Source organism: Saccharopolyspora sp. MMCC62, from assembly GCF_057736575.1.
In genome coordinates this window covers 65,311-80,532 of record NZ_JBYKCM010000011.1, presented here as the reverse complement: position 1 = coordinate 80,532, position 15,222 = coordinate 65,311, and the positions used below count along the sequence as shown (strand labels likewise).

General features: G+C 74.3%; 12 protein-coding genes and 1 riboswitch. Of the genes, 2 read left to right on the top strand and 10 right to left on the bottom strand.

Annotated elements, in window-relative coordinates:
• The first annotated feature begins 266 nt into the window (after nt 1-266).
• Nucleotides 267-536, top strand: a complete 270-nt coding sequence (locus AC29IT_RS23880; protein ID WP_358438630.1) for a DUF1876 domain-containing protein — start codon at nt 267-269, stop codon at nt 534-536.
• Nucleotides 537-548: 12 nt separating this feature from the next.
• Here AC29IT_RS23880 and AC29IT_RS23875 read toward each other — a convergent pair whose 3' ends face one another.
• The 8 genes from AC29IT_RS23875 to AC29IT_RS23840 form a co-directional block, all read right to left on the bottom strand.
• Entirely contained in the window at nt 549-1,868 is a 1,320-nt protein-coding gene (locus AC29IT_RS23875) for a cobalamin biosynthesis protein (RefSeq protein WP_488220153.1), read from the bottom strand.
• On the bottom strand, nt 1,865-3,070 hold the full coding sequence (locus AC29IT_RS23870; protein WP_358438635.1) for a bifunctional cobalt-precorrin-7 (C(5))-methyltransferase/cobalt-precorrin-6B (C(15))-methyltransferase: 1,206 nt from the start codon (nt 3,068-3,070) through the stop codon (nt 1,865-1,867). Before AC29IT_RS23870 ends, AC29IT_RS23875 begins: the two co-directional genes overlap by 4 nt.
• Before the next feature lie 94 nt (nt 3,071-3,164).
• Nucleotides 3,165-4,739, bottom strand: a complete 1,575-nt coding sequence (locus AC29IT_RS23865; protein ID WP_488220152.1) for a cobalt-precorrin-4/precorrin-4 C(11)-methyltransferase — start codon at nt 4,737-4,739, stop codon at nt 3,165-3,167.
• 191 nt (nt 4,740-4,930) lie between these two features.
• On the bottom strand, nt 4,931-6,325 hold the full coding sequence (locus AC29IT_RS23860) for a cobyrinic acid a,c-diamide synthase CobB (RefSeq protein ID WP_488220151.1): 1,395 nt from the start codon (nt 6,323-6,325) through the stop codon (nt 4,931-4,933).
• Nucleotides 6,319-6,933 carry a cob(I)yrinic acid a,c-diamide adenosyltransferase gene (gene cobO, locus AC29IT_RS23855; RefSeq protein ID WP_488220150.1) on the bottom strand — a complete coding sequence of 205 codons (615 nt, stop codon included), beginning with the start codon at nt 6,931-6,933 and terminating at the stop codon, nt 6,319-6,321. Before cobO ends, AC29IT_RS23860 begins: the two co-directional genes overlap by 7 nt.
• Nucleotides 6,934-7,391: 458 nt before the next feature.
• A complete protein-coding gene (locus AC29IT_RS23850; RefSeq protein WP_488220149.1) occupies nt 7,392-9,521 on the bottom strand; it encodes a putative cobaltochelatase in 2,130 nt (709 codons plus the stop codon).
• A gap of 58 nt (nt 9,522-9,579) precedes the next feature.
• Nucleotides 9,580-9,705, bottom strand: a riboswitch (cobalamin riboswitch).
• A 69-nt stretch (nt 9,706-9,774) separates the two neighbouring features.
• Nucleotides 9,775-10,242 (bottom strand): GNAT family N-acetyltransferase, encoded by a 468-nt coding sequence (locus tag AC29IT_RS23845; protein ID WP_358438649.1) that lies wholly within the window; start codon nt 10,240-10,242, stop codon nt 9,775-9,777.
• A gap of 188 nt (nt 10,243-10,430) precedes the next feature.
• Nucleotides 10,431-11,210 (bottom strand): S1 family peptidase, encoded by a 780-nt coding sequence (locus AC29IT_RS23840; protein ID WP_488220148.1) that lies wholly within the window; start codon nt 11,208-11,210, stop codon nt 10,431-10,433.
• 303 nt (nt 11,211-11,513) lie between these two features.
• Here AC29IT_RS23840 and AC29IT_RS23835 point away from each other — a divergent pair, with 303 nt between their 5' ends.
• Nucleotides 11,514-12,140: a LysE family translocator gene (locus AC29IT_RS23835; protein WP_358438655.1), complete on the top strand. Its 627-nt coding sequence runs from the start codon at nt 11,514-11,516 to the stop codon at nt 12,138-12,140.
• 215 nt (nt 12,141-12,355) lie between these two features.
• Here AC29IT_RS23835 and AC29IT_RS23830 read toward each other — a convergent pair whose 3' ends face one another.
• Complete coding sequence (locus AC29IT_RS23830) at nt 12,356-13,189, bottom strand: S1 family peptidase (protein WP_358438658.1); 834 nt, start codon at nt 13,187-13,189, stop codon at nt 12,356-12,358.
• A gap of 174 nt (nt 13,190-13,363) precedes the next feature.
• Nucleotides 13,364-15,211: a P-loop NTPase fold protein gene (locus AC29IT_RS23825; RefSeq protein ID WP_488220147.1), complete on the bottom strand. Its 1,848-nt coding sequence runs from the start codon at nt 15,209-15,211 to the stop codon at nt 13,364-13,366.
• Nucleotides 15,212-15,222: the final 11 nt, after the last annotated feature.

Here is a 15,222-nt window from a genome sequence, read left to right as displayed (position 1 = left end):
GCGTCACCTCGACCCGTCGCCGGGTCCGATCCGCCGGGGCGGGGCGCCTGCCGAGCGCGGCGCCGGACCATCCTGCCACGGGGTGCCGCCGGGTCCGCCGCCGAACGATCCGGCGGCGCCTCGACCGGCCGCAGTATCGTCACCCGGCCCGGAACGGAGGTCAAACCTGCGGTGACCTCTCTCACCAGCGGAACCGGTGCCGGGACCGCTTTGCCGCGCGGTTCGCGGCGGCGCATCCTGGGGACAGGCGACCCAGGGAGGCGGCCATGCACGCGAACCGGACGCTCACACTGGACATGCAGGTCATCGAAGCCGGGATGAAGACCACCGCGGACGTCGGGATGGTCACCGGCGACGGCCGGGCGCTGCACGGGCACGGCGCCGCGCGACGGCACCCGGACGACCCGGACGTCCCGCAGATCGGAGATGAGATCGCGCTCGCCAGGGCGCTGTTCGAACTCGGCCACAAGCTGCTCGACACCGCGGCGGACGACATCGGCGCCCGCCAGCACCGGCGGGTGCACTTGATGGCGTGATCGCCGCCGGCGTCAGCCCCGGACGCCGGGAACGTCGGCGACGCGCACGGCGCGGCAGGCCGGTTCGGCTTGGACGGCCGCGCGTTCCGGCGTGGCGTCCCCCGAGCCGACGAACACCGCGGAGCGACCTCCGGTGGCCAGTTCGGCGACCGCGAGCGCGCCTTCCGCGGCGGACTCGACGGTGCGGGTGATCGCGCCCGGGTGCACCAGATCGCCGACCAACGCCATCACCGCGGCGTCGCCGACGACCGCGGCGGCGCGGCGGATGGTGGTGTTCCCGAGCGGGGTGCGCAGGTCCTCCGGGCCGGGGCCGATGCCGACGACGGTGACCTCGCCGCGCGGCCGGAGCCGGGCGGCCGCGACGGTGACGCCGTCGCCCGCCTGCTTCGGCACGACCAGCTCGACGTCGTCGGCGGTCCGCGCGGCGAACTCGTGGGCGACGCGCAGCGCGGCGGCTTCCGCGACGGACGCGGTACCGGTCTCCGCCCGGGCCCGTTCGCTCGGGTTCGGCACGTCGACCTCGGCGAGCTCCGCCGCCGGGTAGGCGAACAGCGGCGGTTCGGCGCCGTCCTCGGCGTACCAGAAGCCGAGGTCTTCCACGGCGTCCAGGACTCCCTGCTCCGCCGCCTTCGCCTCCACCGTGGCGAACGCGCCGATCGCGCGCGGGTCGAACCCGTGCTCCCGGTCCAGCCGGGACATCAGCTCGGTCACCGCGGTCCGCGACACACCGCTCATCGAACCGACGCCCACCAGCAGCGTCCGCGGGATGAGCCGCACGACGCGGTCGCCGAGCTCCCCGGTGGGCCGCCGGTCGTCGAGCAGCACCGTCCAGGACGGTTCGCCGCAGTCCGGGGACACGGTCGCGGGCAGCGCGGGCAGCGCGAACCCGCGCGGGTTCGCCAGCAGCACCGGTTCCTCGGCCGCGATCGCCTGCGCGCACCCGGCGAGGTCACCGTCCACAGTGGCCCCCAGGTGGTCCACGAGCTCGTCCAGCTCGGTGACCGCGGCACCGGTGGTGACCACCGGGGTGCGCTCCAGCACTTCCGCGACCTGCACCGCGATCGCCCGCGAACCGCCGGAGACGGTGACGGCGAAGTGGTCGTCGACGCACACCACCTCCGGGTCGGTGCGCTCCGCGCCCAGCAGCGGCGCGATCAGCCGCACCGCCGCGCCGACCGGAAGGAACAGCACCACCGCGTCCAGCGAGGACCAGGTGCGGCGCAGCGCCGGGCCGGGCCCGCCGTCGACCAGCACCGCGTCCGGCCCCCACCGGGCGGCGAGTTCGGTCGCGGTGCGGCGTTCCTGCGGGGTGTGCGGGAACAGACCGATCACGAGTCGGATTTCCGGCGCCCGGACACCAGCACCACCGGCGCCGTGGGCTCCAGCTTCGACCCGCCGTCGGCGAGCTCCACCAGCCTGCTCGCGGCCAGCTGCACGCCGCGGACCTCGTAGCCCGCGGTGCGCAGCGCCTCCCGGGTCGGGCCGACCCGCTCCAGCTCGGTCAGCTCCACCACGATCCGCGCCGCGCCCGCGTGCGCGCAGGCCGCGACCACGTCCGGGCCACCGCCGCCGACGAACACGCCGTCCGGTTTCGGCAGCTCCCGCAACGAGTCCGGCGCGGCCCGCTCCACCACCCGCACGTCCACGCCGTGCCCGGCGGCGTTGGTGATCAGCCGCACCACCTGGGTCTCGTCCGACTCGACGGCGATCGTGGCGGCGCCGAGCCGGGCGCACTCGACCGCGACCGAGCCGGAACCGGCGCCGACGTCCCAGATCAGCGCGCCGGGCCGGGCGGCCAGGTCGGCCAGCGCCACCGCGCGCACCTCGGCGGGCGTCACCTCGCCGTCGCGGTGCGAGAACTCGTCCTCGGACAGCGCCCACCCGTTCGCGGGCGGCAGCACCTCACCACCGGCGAGCCAGCCGCGGGCGCCGACCTCCTTCGGTTCCGCCGCGCACAGCACCACCGCGTCCGGGCGCCAGCTGCGCTGCGCAGCCTCCTCCGGGGTGGTGGTGCTGATCTTCTCGTCCGCGCCGCCGAGGTCCTCGCCGATGACGAGGGTGCGCCGCCAGCCGATCAACCCGGACGCCAGCCGCGCCGGACCCGCGCCGGGGCCGCCCAGCACCAGCACGGCGGGGCGCGCCCGGCACAGGTTCAGCACCCGCGGCAGGTCGTCCTCGCTCGCCGCCGCCACCGGCACCGAGTCCCACGGCCTGCCGAGGCGGGCCATCAGCCGGGCCGCGCCCGGCGCGGCGGGGGTGACGGCGCAGCGCACCCCGCGCTCCCGCAGTTCCCGCAGCACGCCGAAGAACCCCGGGTCGCCGTCGACGAGCACGACACCGGTCTCCTCGCCGGCCAGCGAGGTCAGCGCGCCCAGCGCCTGGCTCCACTGCGCGAGGTCCAGCGAACGGGCCTGCTGCGGGGCGTGCGCGTCGAGGTGTCTGCGCGAGCCCACCACGAGCCGCGCCGAACCCAGCACCTCGGCGGCGCCCGCGGGCAGCTCCGCCCCGTCGATCCCGATCACCGTGACCGTCACGTCTTCCACCTCGTCCTGCCACGCCGCTTCACCGGCCGGACCCGCGGATCACGAGCCCGGTTTCACCTTGCCACGTCTGGAGATGCGCCTGCGCTCAGCTGGACGCGTCGCCCTTGTTCTTGGCCGATTTCGCGCCAGCGCCGCGAGACCTGGTGCCCGCGGCCTTGGTCTGGGCCTTGGTCTGGGCCTTGGTCTGGGCCTTGGCGGGCGATTTCGCCTTGCTGCGGGTCTTGGCGGTGGCGCGGGAGCCGGTGGTCGCCGCGGCCGAGGTGCGCGCGGTGTCCTCGGTCCCGGCCTGAGCGCCGTTCGCCTCGCCGGTCGCCTCGGAGTCCGCCGGGGTGGCGGCCGGTGCGTCGGTGGCGCCGTGCTGCGAGCCGGGATCCGCCGCACCACCGTCGGGGCCGCGTTCCGCCACCGCGTCCTCGGCGCCGGAGTCGCGGACGACCGAGAGCGCGGGCCGCGCCGTTTCGTCCACTTCGGACCCTTCGGGGGCCGTCCCGCCAGCGGTCGTGTCCGGGTCCACCGGGTCCTGCGCGGTGCTCGACGGTTCGTCGGCCGCGTCCGGGCCTAACGCCGCCCCGGTTTCCGGTGCTTCGCCGAACAGCTCCGACTGCCCCGGGTCCTCGGTGCGCCGCTGCCGGGTCTGCGCCCGGGCGGCACCGCGGGCGGCTTCCTGCCACTCCCGCACCGCCCACCAGGCGATGTTCGGCACCGCGGTCGCGCCGTCGGAACCCCGGCCGGAGATCGGGTCCGCGGGCGCCGCCGGTTCGGCCGCGGGCGCGGGAGCGGGGGCGGGCCGGGCGGCGGCGGGGCCGGTGCCGACCTGGAACGCGGCGCGGGAGCCGGGGGCGTCCTCCTGGTCGGAGCCGGTGCGGTCGGCTTCGGGACGCCGCGCCGACCGGTAGCCGCGGCGGCGCCCGGTGGACTCGGTCCGGCGGTAGCCGGTGTCGCCGTAGCCGCGGGATCGGCCGCTCGTGCCGAGCGCCTTGCCGACGAGGAACAGCGCGGTGCCCCACAGCTTGCGCTGCTTCACCGCCTGCTCCAGTTCGCCGACGGTGGTGCTCAGCAGCACCTCGTCCGGCCAGCTCACCTTGTAGGCGACGAGCACAGGCACGTCCTCGGCGCAGCCACCGGCGCGCAGTTCCTCCACGAGCTGCGCGGCGCGGGACGCGGGCAGCGTCACCGCCATCGTCGCCTGGTGCCGCGCCAGTTCGCGCACCTGCTCGGCGTCCGGGTTCCCGGCGCCGAGGCGGGTGACCAACACCGATCGCGCGGTTTCCGCGGTGGTCAGCTCCCGGCCGACGGCGGCCGCGGCGGCGGAGAAGCCGTTGACGCCGGGCACGATCTCCACGTCCAGTTCCATCTTGGCGCAGGCGTCGTGCTGGTCCTGCACCGAGCCCCACAGCGCCGGGTCACCGGAGTGCAGCCGCACGACGCGCAGCGCGTCCCGCTCCGCGCGGCGGTACACCTCGACCGCCTGCTCGTGGGTGAGCTGGGAGGAGTCGAGCAGTTCCGCGTCGGCGCTCGCGTGCTCCCGCACGCATTCGGGGGCGAGCACGCTGGCGGACCACACCACGACGTCGGCTTCCGCGATGCGTCGCGCGGCGCGGACCGTGATGAGGTCCGCGGCGCCGGGTCCAGCGCCGATGAACGAGATCCGGCCACTCACTGTTCGCTCTCCTCTTCCGCGTCACCGGTACGGCTCGCCGCGCCGAACCGTCCACATCGGACCAGACCGAGGAGGAGGGGGCACCGGCTGGATGGCCAGGTGGGGCGGGGGTCGGCCGGCCCGTCGGCACCGGCAGCCCGTCGCCCACCGTGGCCGCACAGGTGACGACCGTACCTGTTGATCGCGGCGGCCTACACGGCCGTACCCGCACCGCGCGTCACCATCCGGGAACAGCGGGTCACGAACCGCGACACGGCCTCCGGCGCACCGGCCGGATGGGTGTGCAGGTAGGAGGCGTGCAGCCCGTCCCGCACGAATCCTTCCGCGACGGCCGCGCCGTCCCGCCAGTACCAGGCGGGCTGCGCGCCGCTGCCCGGTTCGAGCCGGGTGCGGTGGAATTCGTGGCCGGTGAACCGGGTTCCGGCCGCGGACAGCGCGGAGTCGGTGGCGGCGACGGCGTCCCGGTAGCCGAGGGTCAGCCGCGGCGACATCTCCGCGCGCGCCGGGATCACCCCGCACAGCGGATGCCCGTCGAGCTCTTCGGCGAGGTACAGCAGCCCGCCGCACTCGGCGTGGATCGGGGCGCCGGTGGCCGCGAACCGGGTGATCTCGGCGCGCAGCGCGGTGTTCGCGGACAGCGCCGCGGCGTGCTGTTCGGGGAATCCGCCGGGCAGCACGAGTCCGCGGGTGCCGTCCGGCAGCGCCTCGTCGCGCAGCGGGTCGAGCACCGCGACCTCGGCTCCGGCGGCGGCGAGCAGTTCGACGTGCTCGGTGTAGGCGAAGGTGAACGCGGGCCCACCGGCCACGGCGATCACCGGGCGGCCCGGGGCGGGTGCCACTTCGGCGGCGGCGTCCCAGGCGGGCCCGTCCAGCGCGGGTGCGCTGCGCGCGAGCGCCACCACCGCGTCCAGGTCGACCCCGGCTTCGACGGCGTCCGACATGGCTTCGACGGCGTCGGTGGCCGCGCCACCGTGCTCGGCGGCGGTGACGAGCCCGAGGTGCCGGGACGGGACGCTGAGCCCGCCGGTGCGGCCGAGCGCGCCGAGCACGGGCAGCCCGACGGAGTCCGCGGCGTCCCGCAGCACCTGTTCGTGGCGCGGCGAGCCGACCCGGTTGAGGATCACGCCCGCCAGCCGCACTCCGGGCTGGAAGCTGCGGAACCCGTGCAGCAGCGCGGCGATGCTCTGCGACTGCCCTTGGGCGTCGACGACGAGCACCACGGGGGCGCGCAGCAGTCCGGCGACGTGCGCGGTGGAGCCGAAGGCCGGTTCGTCGCCCGGCCCCGGTCCGTCGATCTTGCCGTCGAACAGGCCCATCACGCCTTCGGCGACGGCCAGGTCGGCGCCCGCGCTGCCGTGCCGGAACAGCGGCGCGATCCGCTCCTCCCCCACCAGCACCGGATCCAGGTTCCGCCCGGGCAGCCCGGAGGCGACGTGGTGGTAGCCGGGGTCGATGTAGTCGGGGCCGACCTTGAACGGAGCGACCCGCAGCGACCGGCGGCGCAGCGCGCCGAGCAACCCGGTCGCGACCGTCGTCTTGCCCTGCCCGGAGCCGGGCGCGGCGATGACGACGCGCGGGCTCACCATTCGATGCCCTTCTGGCCCTTCTGCCCGGCGTCCATCGGGTGCTTGACCTTGGTGGTCTCCAGCACCAGGTCGGCGGCGTCGACGAGTTCCTGCGGCGCGTTGCGGCCGGTGATCACGACGTGCTGGTGGCCGGGCCGGTCGCGGAGGGTCCGGACGACCTCGGCGACGTCGATCCAGCCCCAGTGCAGCGGGTAGGTGAACTCGTCGAGGACGTACATGCCGTGCCGTTCGTCGGCGAGGCGGCGGGCGATCTCCCGCCAGCCTTCGAGCGCGGCGGCGGCGTGGTCCTCTTCGCTGCCCTGCTTGCGGGCCCAGGACCAGCCTTCGCCCATCTTGTGCCATTCGACGGGGCCGCCTTCGCCGGTCTCGTCGTGCAGCTTGCCGAGGGCGCGGAACGCGCTCTCCTCGCCGACCTTCCACTTCGCCGACTTCACGAACTGGAACACGCCGATGGACCAGCCCTGGTTCCAGCCGCGCAGCGCGAGCCCGAAGGCGCTGGTGGACTTGCCCTTCATCTCCCCGGTGTGCACGAGCAGCAGCGGGCGGTTGCGGCGCTGCCGCGTGGTGAGACCGTCCTGCGGAACGACGTTCGGCTTTCCCTGAGGCATGACCCCAGACCCTAAGCCACCTCCGCGAACCCCCCACCCCGCTGTCGCAGACCTCACCACCCGACAACCGGAACAGCTCAGCAGATCAGTTGATCAGTCGATCAGTTGATCCTCTCAGCGGCGAAGCCGCTGACCCGCCGACCACCAGACCACCCGGCACCGCAGCGGGTTCTCAGCGTTCTCCTCGCGAGGACAGCGATTTCTCATGTGGCGGAGCCACCTGTGAAATCGATCCCGCAGCGAGGAGGGCGCTGAGGTTCCGCCACCCGACCCGCAAGCAAAACGACCACACCCGCCAAGCAATAGAAAGCGCCCCCGCGCTCGACCGACCTGGGGGTCATCGGGAGCGCGAGGGCGCTTCGTGGTCCACCCCTGGGGGTCAGGTGGACGAAGAACACCTTACCAACTACGCCGGGATATTCCTACTCCGATTGACGTGTGTCGTAATCGAATCGGAATCAAGCGACGCGGGCCTCGACACCGCGGGCGGCGCGGACGACTCCGGCGACGGCGTCGGCGGAGAGTTCGTCGAGCCGCAGGCAGGCTCCGCCGAGCGCGGTCGCGACCTTGGCGGCGAGGCCGAGCCGCACGACGCCCTGCTCGCAGTCGACGACGACGGAGGCGACGCCGAGCCCGCCGAGCAGCCCGGCCGCGCGCATCGAGTCCTGCACCGCGCGTTGCGCGCGGACCCGCCCGGTCCCGCCGTCCGTGGCGGGAACGGTGGCCTTCCCGTCGGTGAGCAGCACGAGGAGCGGGCGCCTGCGCGGGTCGCGGGTGCGTTCGGTGCCGATGACCTGGTGGACCTTGAGCAGGCCGGTGGCGAGCGGGGTGCGGCCGCCGGTGCGCAGGTCGCGCATCCGGGTGGCGGCGATCTCGACGGAGGAGGTGGGCGGCAGCGCGAGTTCGGCCTGGTCGCCGCGGAAGGTGATGACGCCGACCTTGTCGCGGCGCTGGTAGGCGTCGCGCAGCAGGGAGAGCACGGCGCCGCTGACGGCGGACATCCGTTCGCGGGCCGCCATCGAGCCGGAGGCGTCGACGGCGAACAGGACGAGGTTGCCTTCGCGTCCTTCGCGGACGGAGCGCCGCACGTCGTCGCGGTGCAGCACGAGTCCGGGACCGGTGCGGCCGCGGGAGCGCTGGTGCGGGGCGGCGGCGATCAAGGTGGCGGGCAGGTGCACGCCATGACCGTCCACTGTGGATGATCGAACGGTCTGGCCGCTGCGGGAGCGGGCGCGGGACCGCCGCCCGGGGGCGCCTTCGCCGACGCCGGGGACTTCGAGCAGCCGGGCGCGGAACGCGGGTGCGGGCGCGGCCGGGGGCTTGTTCGCGGGGGCCTGGCCGGGGCCGTCCTCGCGCCGGGAGCCGCCGTCGCCGTTCGGCGCGGGCGAGTCCGGCGGGGTGGGGGCTTCGCCGCCGCCGGGCCCGTCGGGGCCGTCGTCCGGTCCGCCGTCGGGCGCGCCACCGCCGCCTCCGCCGGGGCCGTCGTCGGGGCCGTCCGGCGGTTCCTCACCGGAGTCCTGGTCCGCGCCGGAGTCCTGGCCGTCCGCGGGTTCCTGCTCGGCGTGCTGGGCGGCGTCTTCGAGGGCCTGCTGCAACTGGTCCTCTTCGACGCCGGGCTCGTCGAACGGGTCGCGGCGGCGCCGGTGCGGCAACGCGAGCCGGGCCGCGGCTTCGACATCGGCCTCGGCGACCTCGTCGGCGCCGCGCCACGCGGCGTGCGCCACGGCGGTGCGGGCGAGCACCAGATCGGCGCGCATCCCGTCCACGTCGAAAGCGGCGCACAGCGCGGAGATCCGGCGCAGTTCGGCGTCGGGCAGCCGCACCGATTCGACGCGGGAGCGGGCGTCGGCGATGCGGCGGGCGAGCGCGGCGTCCTCGGCGGCCCACTGCTCGGCGAAGCCGGCCGGGTCCGCTTCGAAGGCGAGCCGCCTGCGCACCACTTCGGTGCGGGTGGTGACGTCGCGGGAGGCGGCGACCTGCACGGTCAGCCCGAACCGGTCGAGCAATTGCGGGCGCAGCTCGCCCTCTTCCGGGTTCATGGTGCCGACGAGCAGGAAGGAGGCGGCATGCGTCACCGACACGCCTTCCCGCTCCACGTGCGCGCGCCCCATCGCGGCGGCGTCCAGCAGCAGGTCCACCAGGTGGTCGTGCAGCAGGTTGACCTCGTCGACGTAGAGCACGCCGCGGTGCGCGGCGGCCAGCAGCCCGGGCTGGTAGGCGCTGACGCCTTCGGTCAGCGCGCGTTCGAGGTCGAGGGAACCGACGAGCCGGTCTTCGGTGGCGCCGACCGGGAGTTCCACGAGTTCCGCGGGCCGGGTGGTCCCGGAGACCTCGGCGTGCGGCCCGTCCGGGCACTGCGGGTCGGGCCGCCGCGGCTCGCAGCCGAAGCGGCAGCCGGGCACGACGTCCAGCGCGGGCAGCAGCGATGCGAGGGCGCGCACCACCGTCGACTTCGCGGTGCCCTTCTCCCCCCGCACCAGCACGCCGCCGATGCGCGGGTGCACCGCGTTGAGCAGCAGCGCCAGCCGCATGTCGTCGTGCCCGACCACGGCCGTGAACGGGAACCGCGGGCTCGCGGGAGCAGTCATGCCAGGTGTTCCTTCCTCGGGTCTCGGACGCCCCGATGTCGGCTGGGCCTGGGCGAGGCAGTGTCCTGGCTCCCGGATCAGCGCGGAACTCCGGCCTTCCCAGGCGGCGCCCGGTGGCTCGCGGGGGAGATCCGCTCCCCGGTCACAGTGGCGCCGACCGCACCGGATTCGCACCGGTTTCCTGACCTGCCCTGGCTGGGACCAGCGAGCATCGTCGCATCCCCGCGACGGGCGAGGAACCGCCGCGGCTCGCTCAGCGCAGCGAGCCGGGGTATCGGTGCATGTCGACGTGCGGGATGCCGTCTTCGAGATACTCCTCACCCGAGGGTTCGAAGCCGAATCCGCGGTAGAACTCCAGCGCGTAGGTCTGGGCGGAGAGCACGGCGGGGGCGCGCTGGATCTCGGCGAGCGCGGCGCGCATCAGCTTGCGCCCGAGGCCGAGTCCGCGGGCGTCCTTGGCGGTGGCGACGCGGCCGATGCGGAAGGTGCCGTCGGGGTCTTCGAGCAGGCGCAGGTAGCCGAGCACGTACCCGTCGGCGGAGTCGATCCAGAAGTGCCTGGTGGTGGTCTCCAGGTCCCGGCCGTCCAGTTCCGGGTAGGCGCACTGCTGCTCGACCACGAACACGTCCACGCGCAAGCGGAGCATGCGGTAGAAGTCCTCGGCGTCGAGGTCGGCCGTGTAGGCGCGGTGGACGGCGGTGGCGAGCGGTTGCAGGGTCACCCCCACGGGATATCACATTCCGGCTACGACACCCGGGGTCACCTGCGGTGGAAGTAGCGCACACCACGTCCCGCGGGACCGGGCGCGCGAGCCTCGGGGCAGGTCGGTGCTGCGCACGGCTACCCGCGCACCGCCGCGGCGCGAACCCCGGGTGGCGCCGGCCCGTCCCGCGGTGCGGGACGGCGGATTCAGAGCCGCGCGGCGACGTCGTCGGCGACCCCGGAGATCCGGGTGTACACGCCGGGCGTGCCGGGCCGTCCGCAGCCGGTGCCGTAGGAGACGACGCCGATCAGCCTGCCGTCGGCGACGAGCGGCCCACCGGAGTCCCCGGCGCACGCGTCCCGGCCCCCTTCGGGCGGGCCCGCGCAGACCCGCGTCCCCGGTTCGTAGTCGGGGTAGGCGGCGCGGCAGTCCGCATCCGAGCTGATCGGCACGTCGGCGGAGCGCAGCGTCGCCGAGGTGGGCCCGGTCTCGGTGGTGTAGCCCCAGCCGTGGACGCGCGCCGGGGTGCCGGGCCGGTAGCGGGCGATCTCGTCGGCGCCGACCATCGGCAACACCTCGTCCGGCACGGGCGCGGCCAGGGTCAGCACCGCCACGTCGTGCCCGCCCGTCACGCCGCGGAATTCGGGGTGCACCCACACGTCGTCGACGGGCGTGTCGGCGCCGCCGGTGGTGCGCAGGTCGGTGCGGCCGGTGACCGCGCGCAGGTCGGCGGCGTCCCGGCCGTCGACGCAGTGCGCGGCGGTGACGACCTTGATCTCGGTGACCAGGGTGCCGCCGCAGAACTGGCGCCCGCCCTGGTCGGTGAGCGCCACCGCCCACGGCGCGGCGTGCTCGTCGGCGCCGCCGAGCACGCGTTCCTGCGCGGGGTCGGCGGCGGCCGGGGCGGCGAGCGCGGCGGCGGCCGCGGTGGCGGCGGCCGCGCTCCCCGCGGCGATCCGGGCGAGCGGGCGGGATCGGTCGGGCACGGCGGCCTCCTGGGCGTGCGGCGGCGTTCGGCGGCACACGGTAGCGGTCCGATCACCGGCGGCTGACGAGGGCGAGCTCACACCAGGTGTTGATAATTTTTCGTTAAGATGGACTTCGGCGGGAAAAAATTCGGATCACTGCTTCGGCGAAGCCGGTTCGTCCCGTCCGTTCAGTTCAGATCTTCGGTGACCGCGACGACGCGGACCCGAGATCACCCCCGATCCGGTGAAACCTCGACCGGTGGGCCGCGCGCTCACCGGCGCCGTCGCGCGCGCGTCGACCAGGCAAGGAGCGAACTCGTCATGCTGCTGGACTTCACGACCCTGCCGGCGTTCCTGCTCGCCAGTGCAGTGGTGGTGCTGACGCCCGGGGTGGACGCGTTCCTGATCCTGCGGATCTCGCTGCGTCAGGGCATCGGCCCCGGGCTGCGGGCGCTGGCCGGCATCCACACGGCGAGCGTCCTGCAGGTGGCGCTGGTGATCTGCGGGCTCGGCGCGGTGATCACCAGCCACCCTGCGGTGCTGGCGACGCTGAAGTGGGCCGGCGCCGCGTACCTGGTCTACCTGGCGGCGATGATCGTGCGCGGGTTGTGGCTCACCCGCGCCGAGACCGGCGACGGGCTCTCCGGCGGGGCCACCACGAGCCGCCCGTACCTCCAGGGCCTGCTCAGCAACATCACCAACCCGAAGATGCTGCTGTTCAGCCTCGCGTTCCTGCCGCAGTTCGTCGGTTCCGCGGCGAACCCCACGCTGCAGCTGGTGCTGCTGGGCGCGGTCTTCCTGGTGCTGGCCGCGATCTGGGAGGTCACCATCGTGCTGGGTGCGGCCCGCATCGCCGACCGGCTGCGCCGCCCGCGCTTCGCCCGATCCCTCGACATGATCAGCGCAGCGGCGTTCCTCACCATCTCCGCAGGCCTCGTAGCAGCCTGAGCCCGCGCCAAGAGGTTCATCGCTTTCCTGTCAGCGGCGAAGCCGCTGAGCAGCGACCACGCACGCAGCAGGCCCACCCGCGGGTTCTCAGCGGGATTCTCGCGAGGACAGCGATTTCTCATGTGGCGGAGCCACCTGTGAAATCGATCCCGCAGCGAGAATCCCGCTGAGGTTCCGCCACCCGAGTTCCGAGCAGCAGCAGTGCCCGGGGGAGCTCAGCGGAGCTGGGCTTGGACTTCGTTGTGGTAGGCGCCTAGGCGGGTGTACACCCCGGGCTGGCCGGGACGCGCGCAGCCGTTGCCCCAGGACACGATGCCGATCAGTTTGTCCCCGGCGACGAGCGGCCCGCCCGAGTCGCCCTGGCAGCTGTCCTCGCCGCCCTGCGGGAGTCCGGCGCAGACCTGTCCGCGCGGGTCGTACTGCCCGCCGTAGGCCTGGCTGCAGTCCTGGTCGGTGGTGATCGGCGGGTGTGCCTGGCGCAGCGTGCTGGACGGCGCACCGCCCTCCGTGGTGGTCCCCCAGCCCAGGACGGTGGTCGGTCCGCCCGGCCGGTACTCCGGCAGATCACCGGCGGTGGCGATCGGCAGCGGGGTTTCGCCGAGGTCGCCGTCGAGGGTGAGCACGGCGACGTCGGCGCCGCTGCTGGCGTTCTGGAAGTCGGGGTGCACCCACACGTCGCGCACGGGGGTCTCGGTGCCGTCGTCGCTGCCCTTGTCGTCGCGCCCGGACACGACGGTGATCTCCGGCGGCGCGCCCCCGGTGACGCAGTGCGCGGCGGTGATCACCTTGTTCGCGGCCGCGATCGTGCCGCCGCAGAACTGGTTGCCCGCGGCGTCGGTGAGGTACACGACCCACGGGTACTCGGCGGTGCTGGCGTACTCGCCGCCGACGATCCGGCTGCTGATCGGCGCGGCGGGCTGTTCGTCGGCGGCCGCGGCGGTGGTCCCGGCCCCGGCGGGGGTCGTGATCGCGACGGTGGCCAGCGCGGCCGCGGTGAGTGTTCCGGGTACCGACCACCACCGGGTGTGGGTGCGCCGTGTGCGTGTCATCCCGCTGCTCTCCATCCCCCGGAGCCCGTGCGGCGCGGTCGGGGTGACCGGCCCGCCTCCGGCTCGTGCCAGTGTCGCGGAGGGAGCCGATCACGGCCCGGTCATCGTCCACAACGGCCGAACGTCGTTACCTGATCAGGTGATATATCGGGGAAAAACCGCTCGTCGGGATCATCACAGAACGTCCATTTCGGACAGTTGGACGGGGAGTACCGGTCGGTCCTTGCGCAGCCTGCGGGCCACGGCCGCGACCCACTCCAGGAGTTCCGCCGGATCACCCGTCACTCCTTCGGCACCCATCGCCTTCGCCCGCCGCAACCGGTTCGGAGTCACCCGGGCGACGTAGAAGATCACCGGACCGGCGTAGTCCCCGGCGTGCCGCAGCGCCTGCATCTCGTCCAGCCCCGCGTACTCGTCGTCGGCGCGCGTGATGTCCGAGATGATCAGCTCGGGTTCGAAGTTCCGCAGGGCGGCGCGGACTCCGTCCAGGTCGGCGGCGAACTCGACGACGGCACCGCGGGCGGTGACCATCTCGGCCCGCCGCCCGTCGGACGTCGTCGGCGCGTCGTCGACCCACAGCACGCGGAGGCCGCCGAGGTCGAGATGGGGTCCGGCGCCACCCGGCTGCACCGCGACGTCGCCGTCTCCGACGACGACGTCGGAGATCCCGACAGCCCGGATGACCGGGCCCGCGGTGTGCACGGTGTTCAGGACCCGGCCTTCGTCCCGCCGCCGCGGCACCTCCTCCCGCATCCGCCGGTACCCCTCGTCCGCCCCCAACTCCTGGACCAGCGCCCGGAAGTCCGAGTCCCCGCCCAGCCCCGGGTACTGCACCGGCAGCTCCTGCTCCAGCCGCTCCACCGCCACCGACCAGTCCTGCGGTCCGCCGTCCGCTCCCGGCACCGGGACTCCGAGGGTGGTGAACGGTGTCCGGTCGGCGGGGACGCCGCCGCGCCGCACCTCGTCGCGGACGGCGGCGTAGCCGAGGAACTCCGGTACCGGGTCCCGCCCGTCCGGCCAGGCCAGCAGCTGGTGGAAGTCCGGGTAGAAGTGCTGCAGCAGGATGATCCGCAGCAGCACCGCGGGCCCGATCTCCCGCCACCGCCGGTCGAGGTGGTACTCCAGCACGAACCCGTTGAGCAGCCGCTTGATCCGCCGCGGATTCCGCTTGGCCCGCAGCACCAGCAGCGCGGTGAGCTGCTCGCCGAACAGCTCGCTGGTGCCCGCCCGCCGCAGGTAGCCCTCGACGAGCCGCCGCGCGCACTCCCGGTCCGGCACCGGCGCCCGGTAGTTGACCTGGACGATCTTCTCCAGGTACTCGGCAGCCTGCGCGCTGGCACCGTCGCCGCGCAGGTTCCGGGACAGCGCCCCCTGGTCGCAGCCGATCACGAACACCAGGCCGGGCACGTCCAGGTACAGCTTGATCGCCTCGCACACGGTGAGCACGACCTGCGCCGAGCAGCGGTCCAGGTCGTCGACGAAGATCACGAGCTGCCTGCCGTCGGGGCCGCCGTCGCAGACCCATTCGCGCGCCATCTCCCGGACGGCGTCGCGGATCTCGTCGCGGGACTTGGCGTCGGCGGACAGCTGCTCCCACACCGCGTCCACGATCCGGCGCAGCCCGACGAGGCCCAGCATCAGCGCGAGCGCCAGCCGCCCGGCGCGGACGGCACCGCGCCGCCGCGCGAGCCGGTGGTAGGCGCGCCGCACCACGTTGCGGTCGAAGCGCAGCAGCACCGATTTGATGAGCACTTCCAGCGCGTCCGGTCCGGAGGTCCAGGCGTTGAACCAGGCGGTGGGCACGCCGTCGGTCTCCAGCCTGGTCCGCATCAGCCGCATCAGGCTGCTCTTGCCCATGCCCCAGCCCGCGTCGATGGCGACGGTGAACGGGGCGGACGCGCGGGACCCGGTGATCAGCGCGACGAGGGCGGCGGCGGTGTCCGCGACGCCGAGGAGGTCCTCGTCCGCGCGCTCGACGGGTTCGTCCCCGAGGACCGCGAACTCGGTCGGTGCTCGCTGCATCTGCTCCCCCG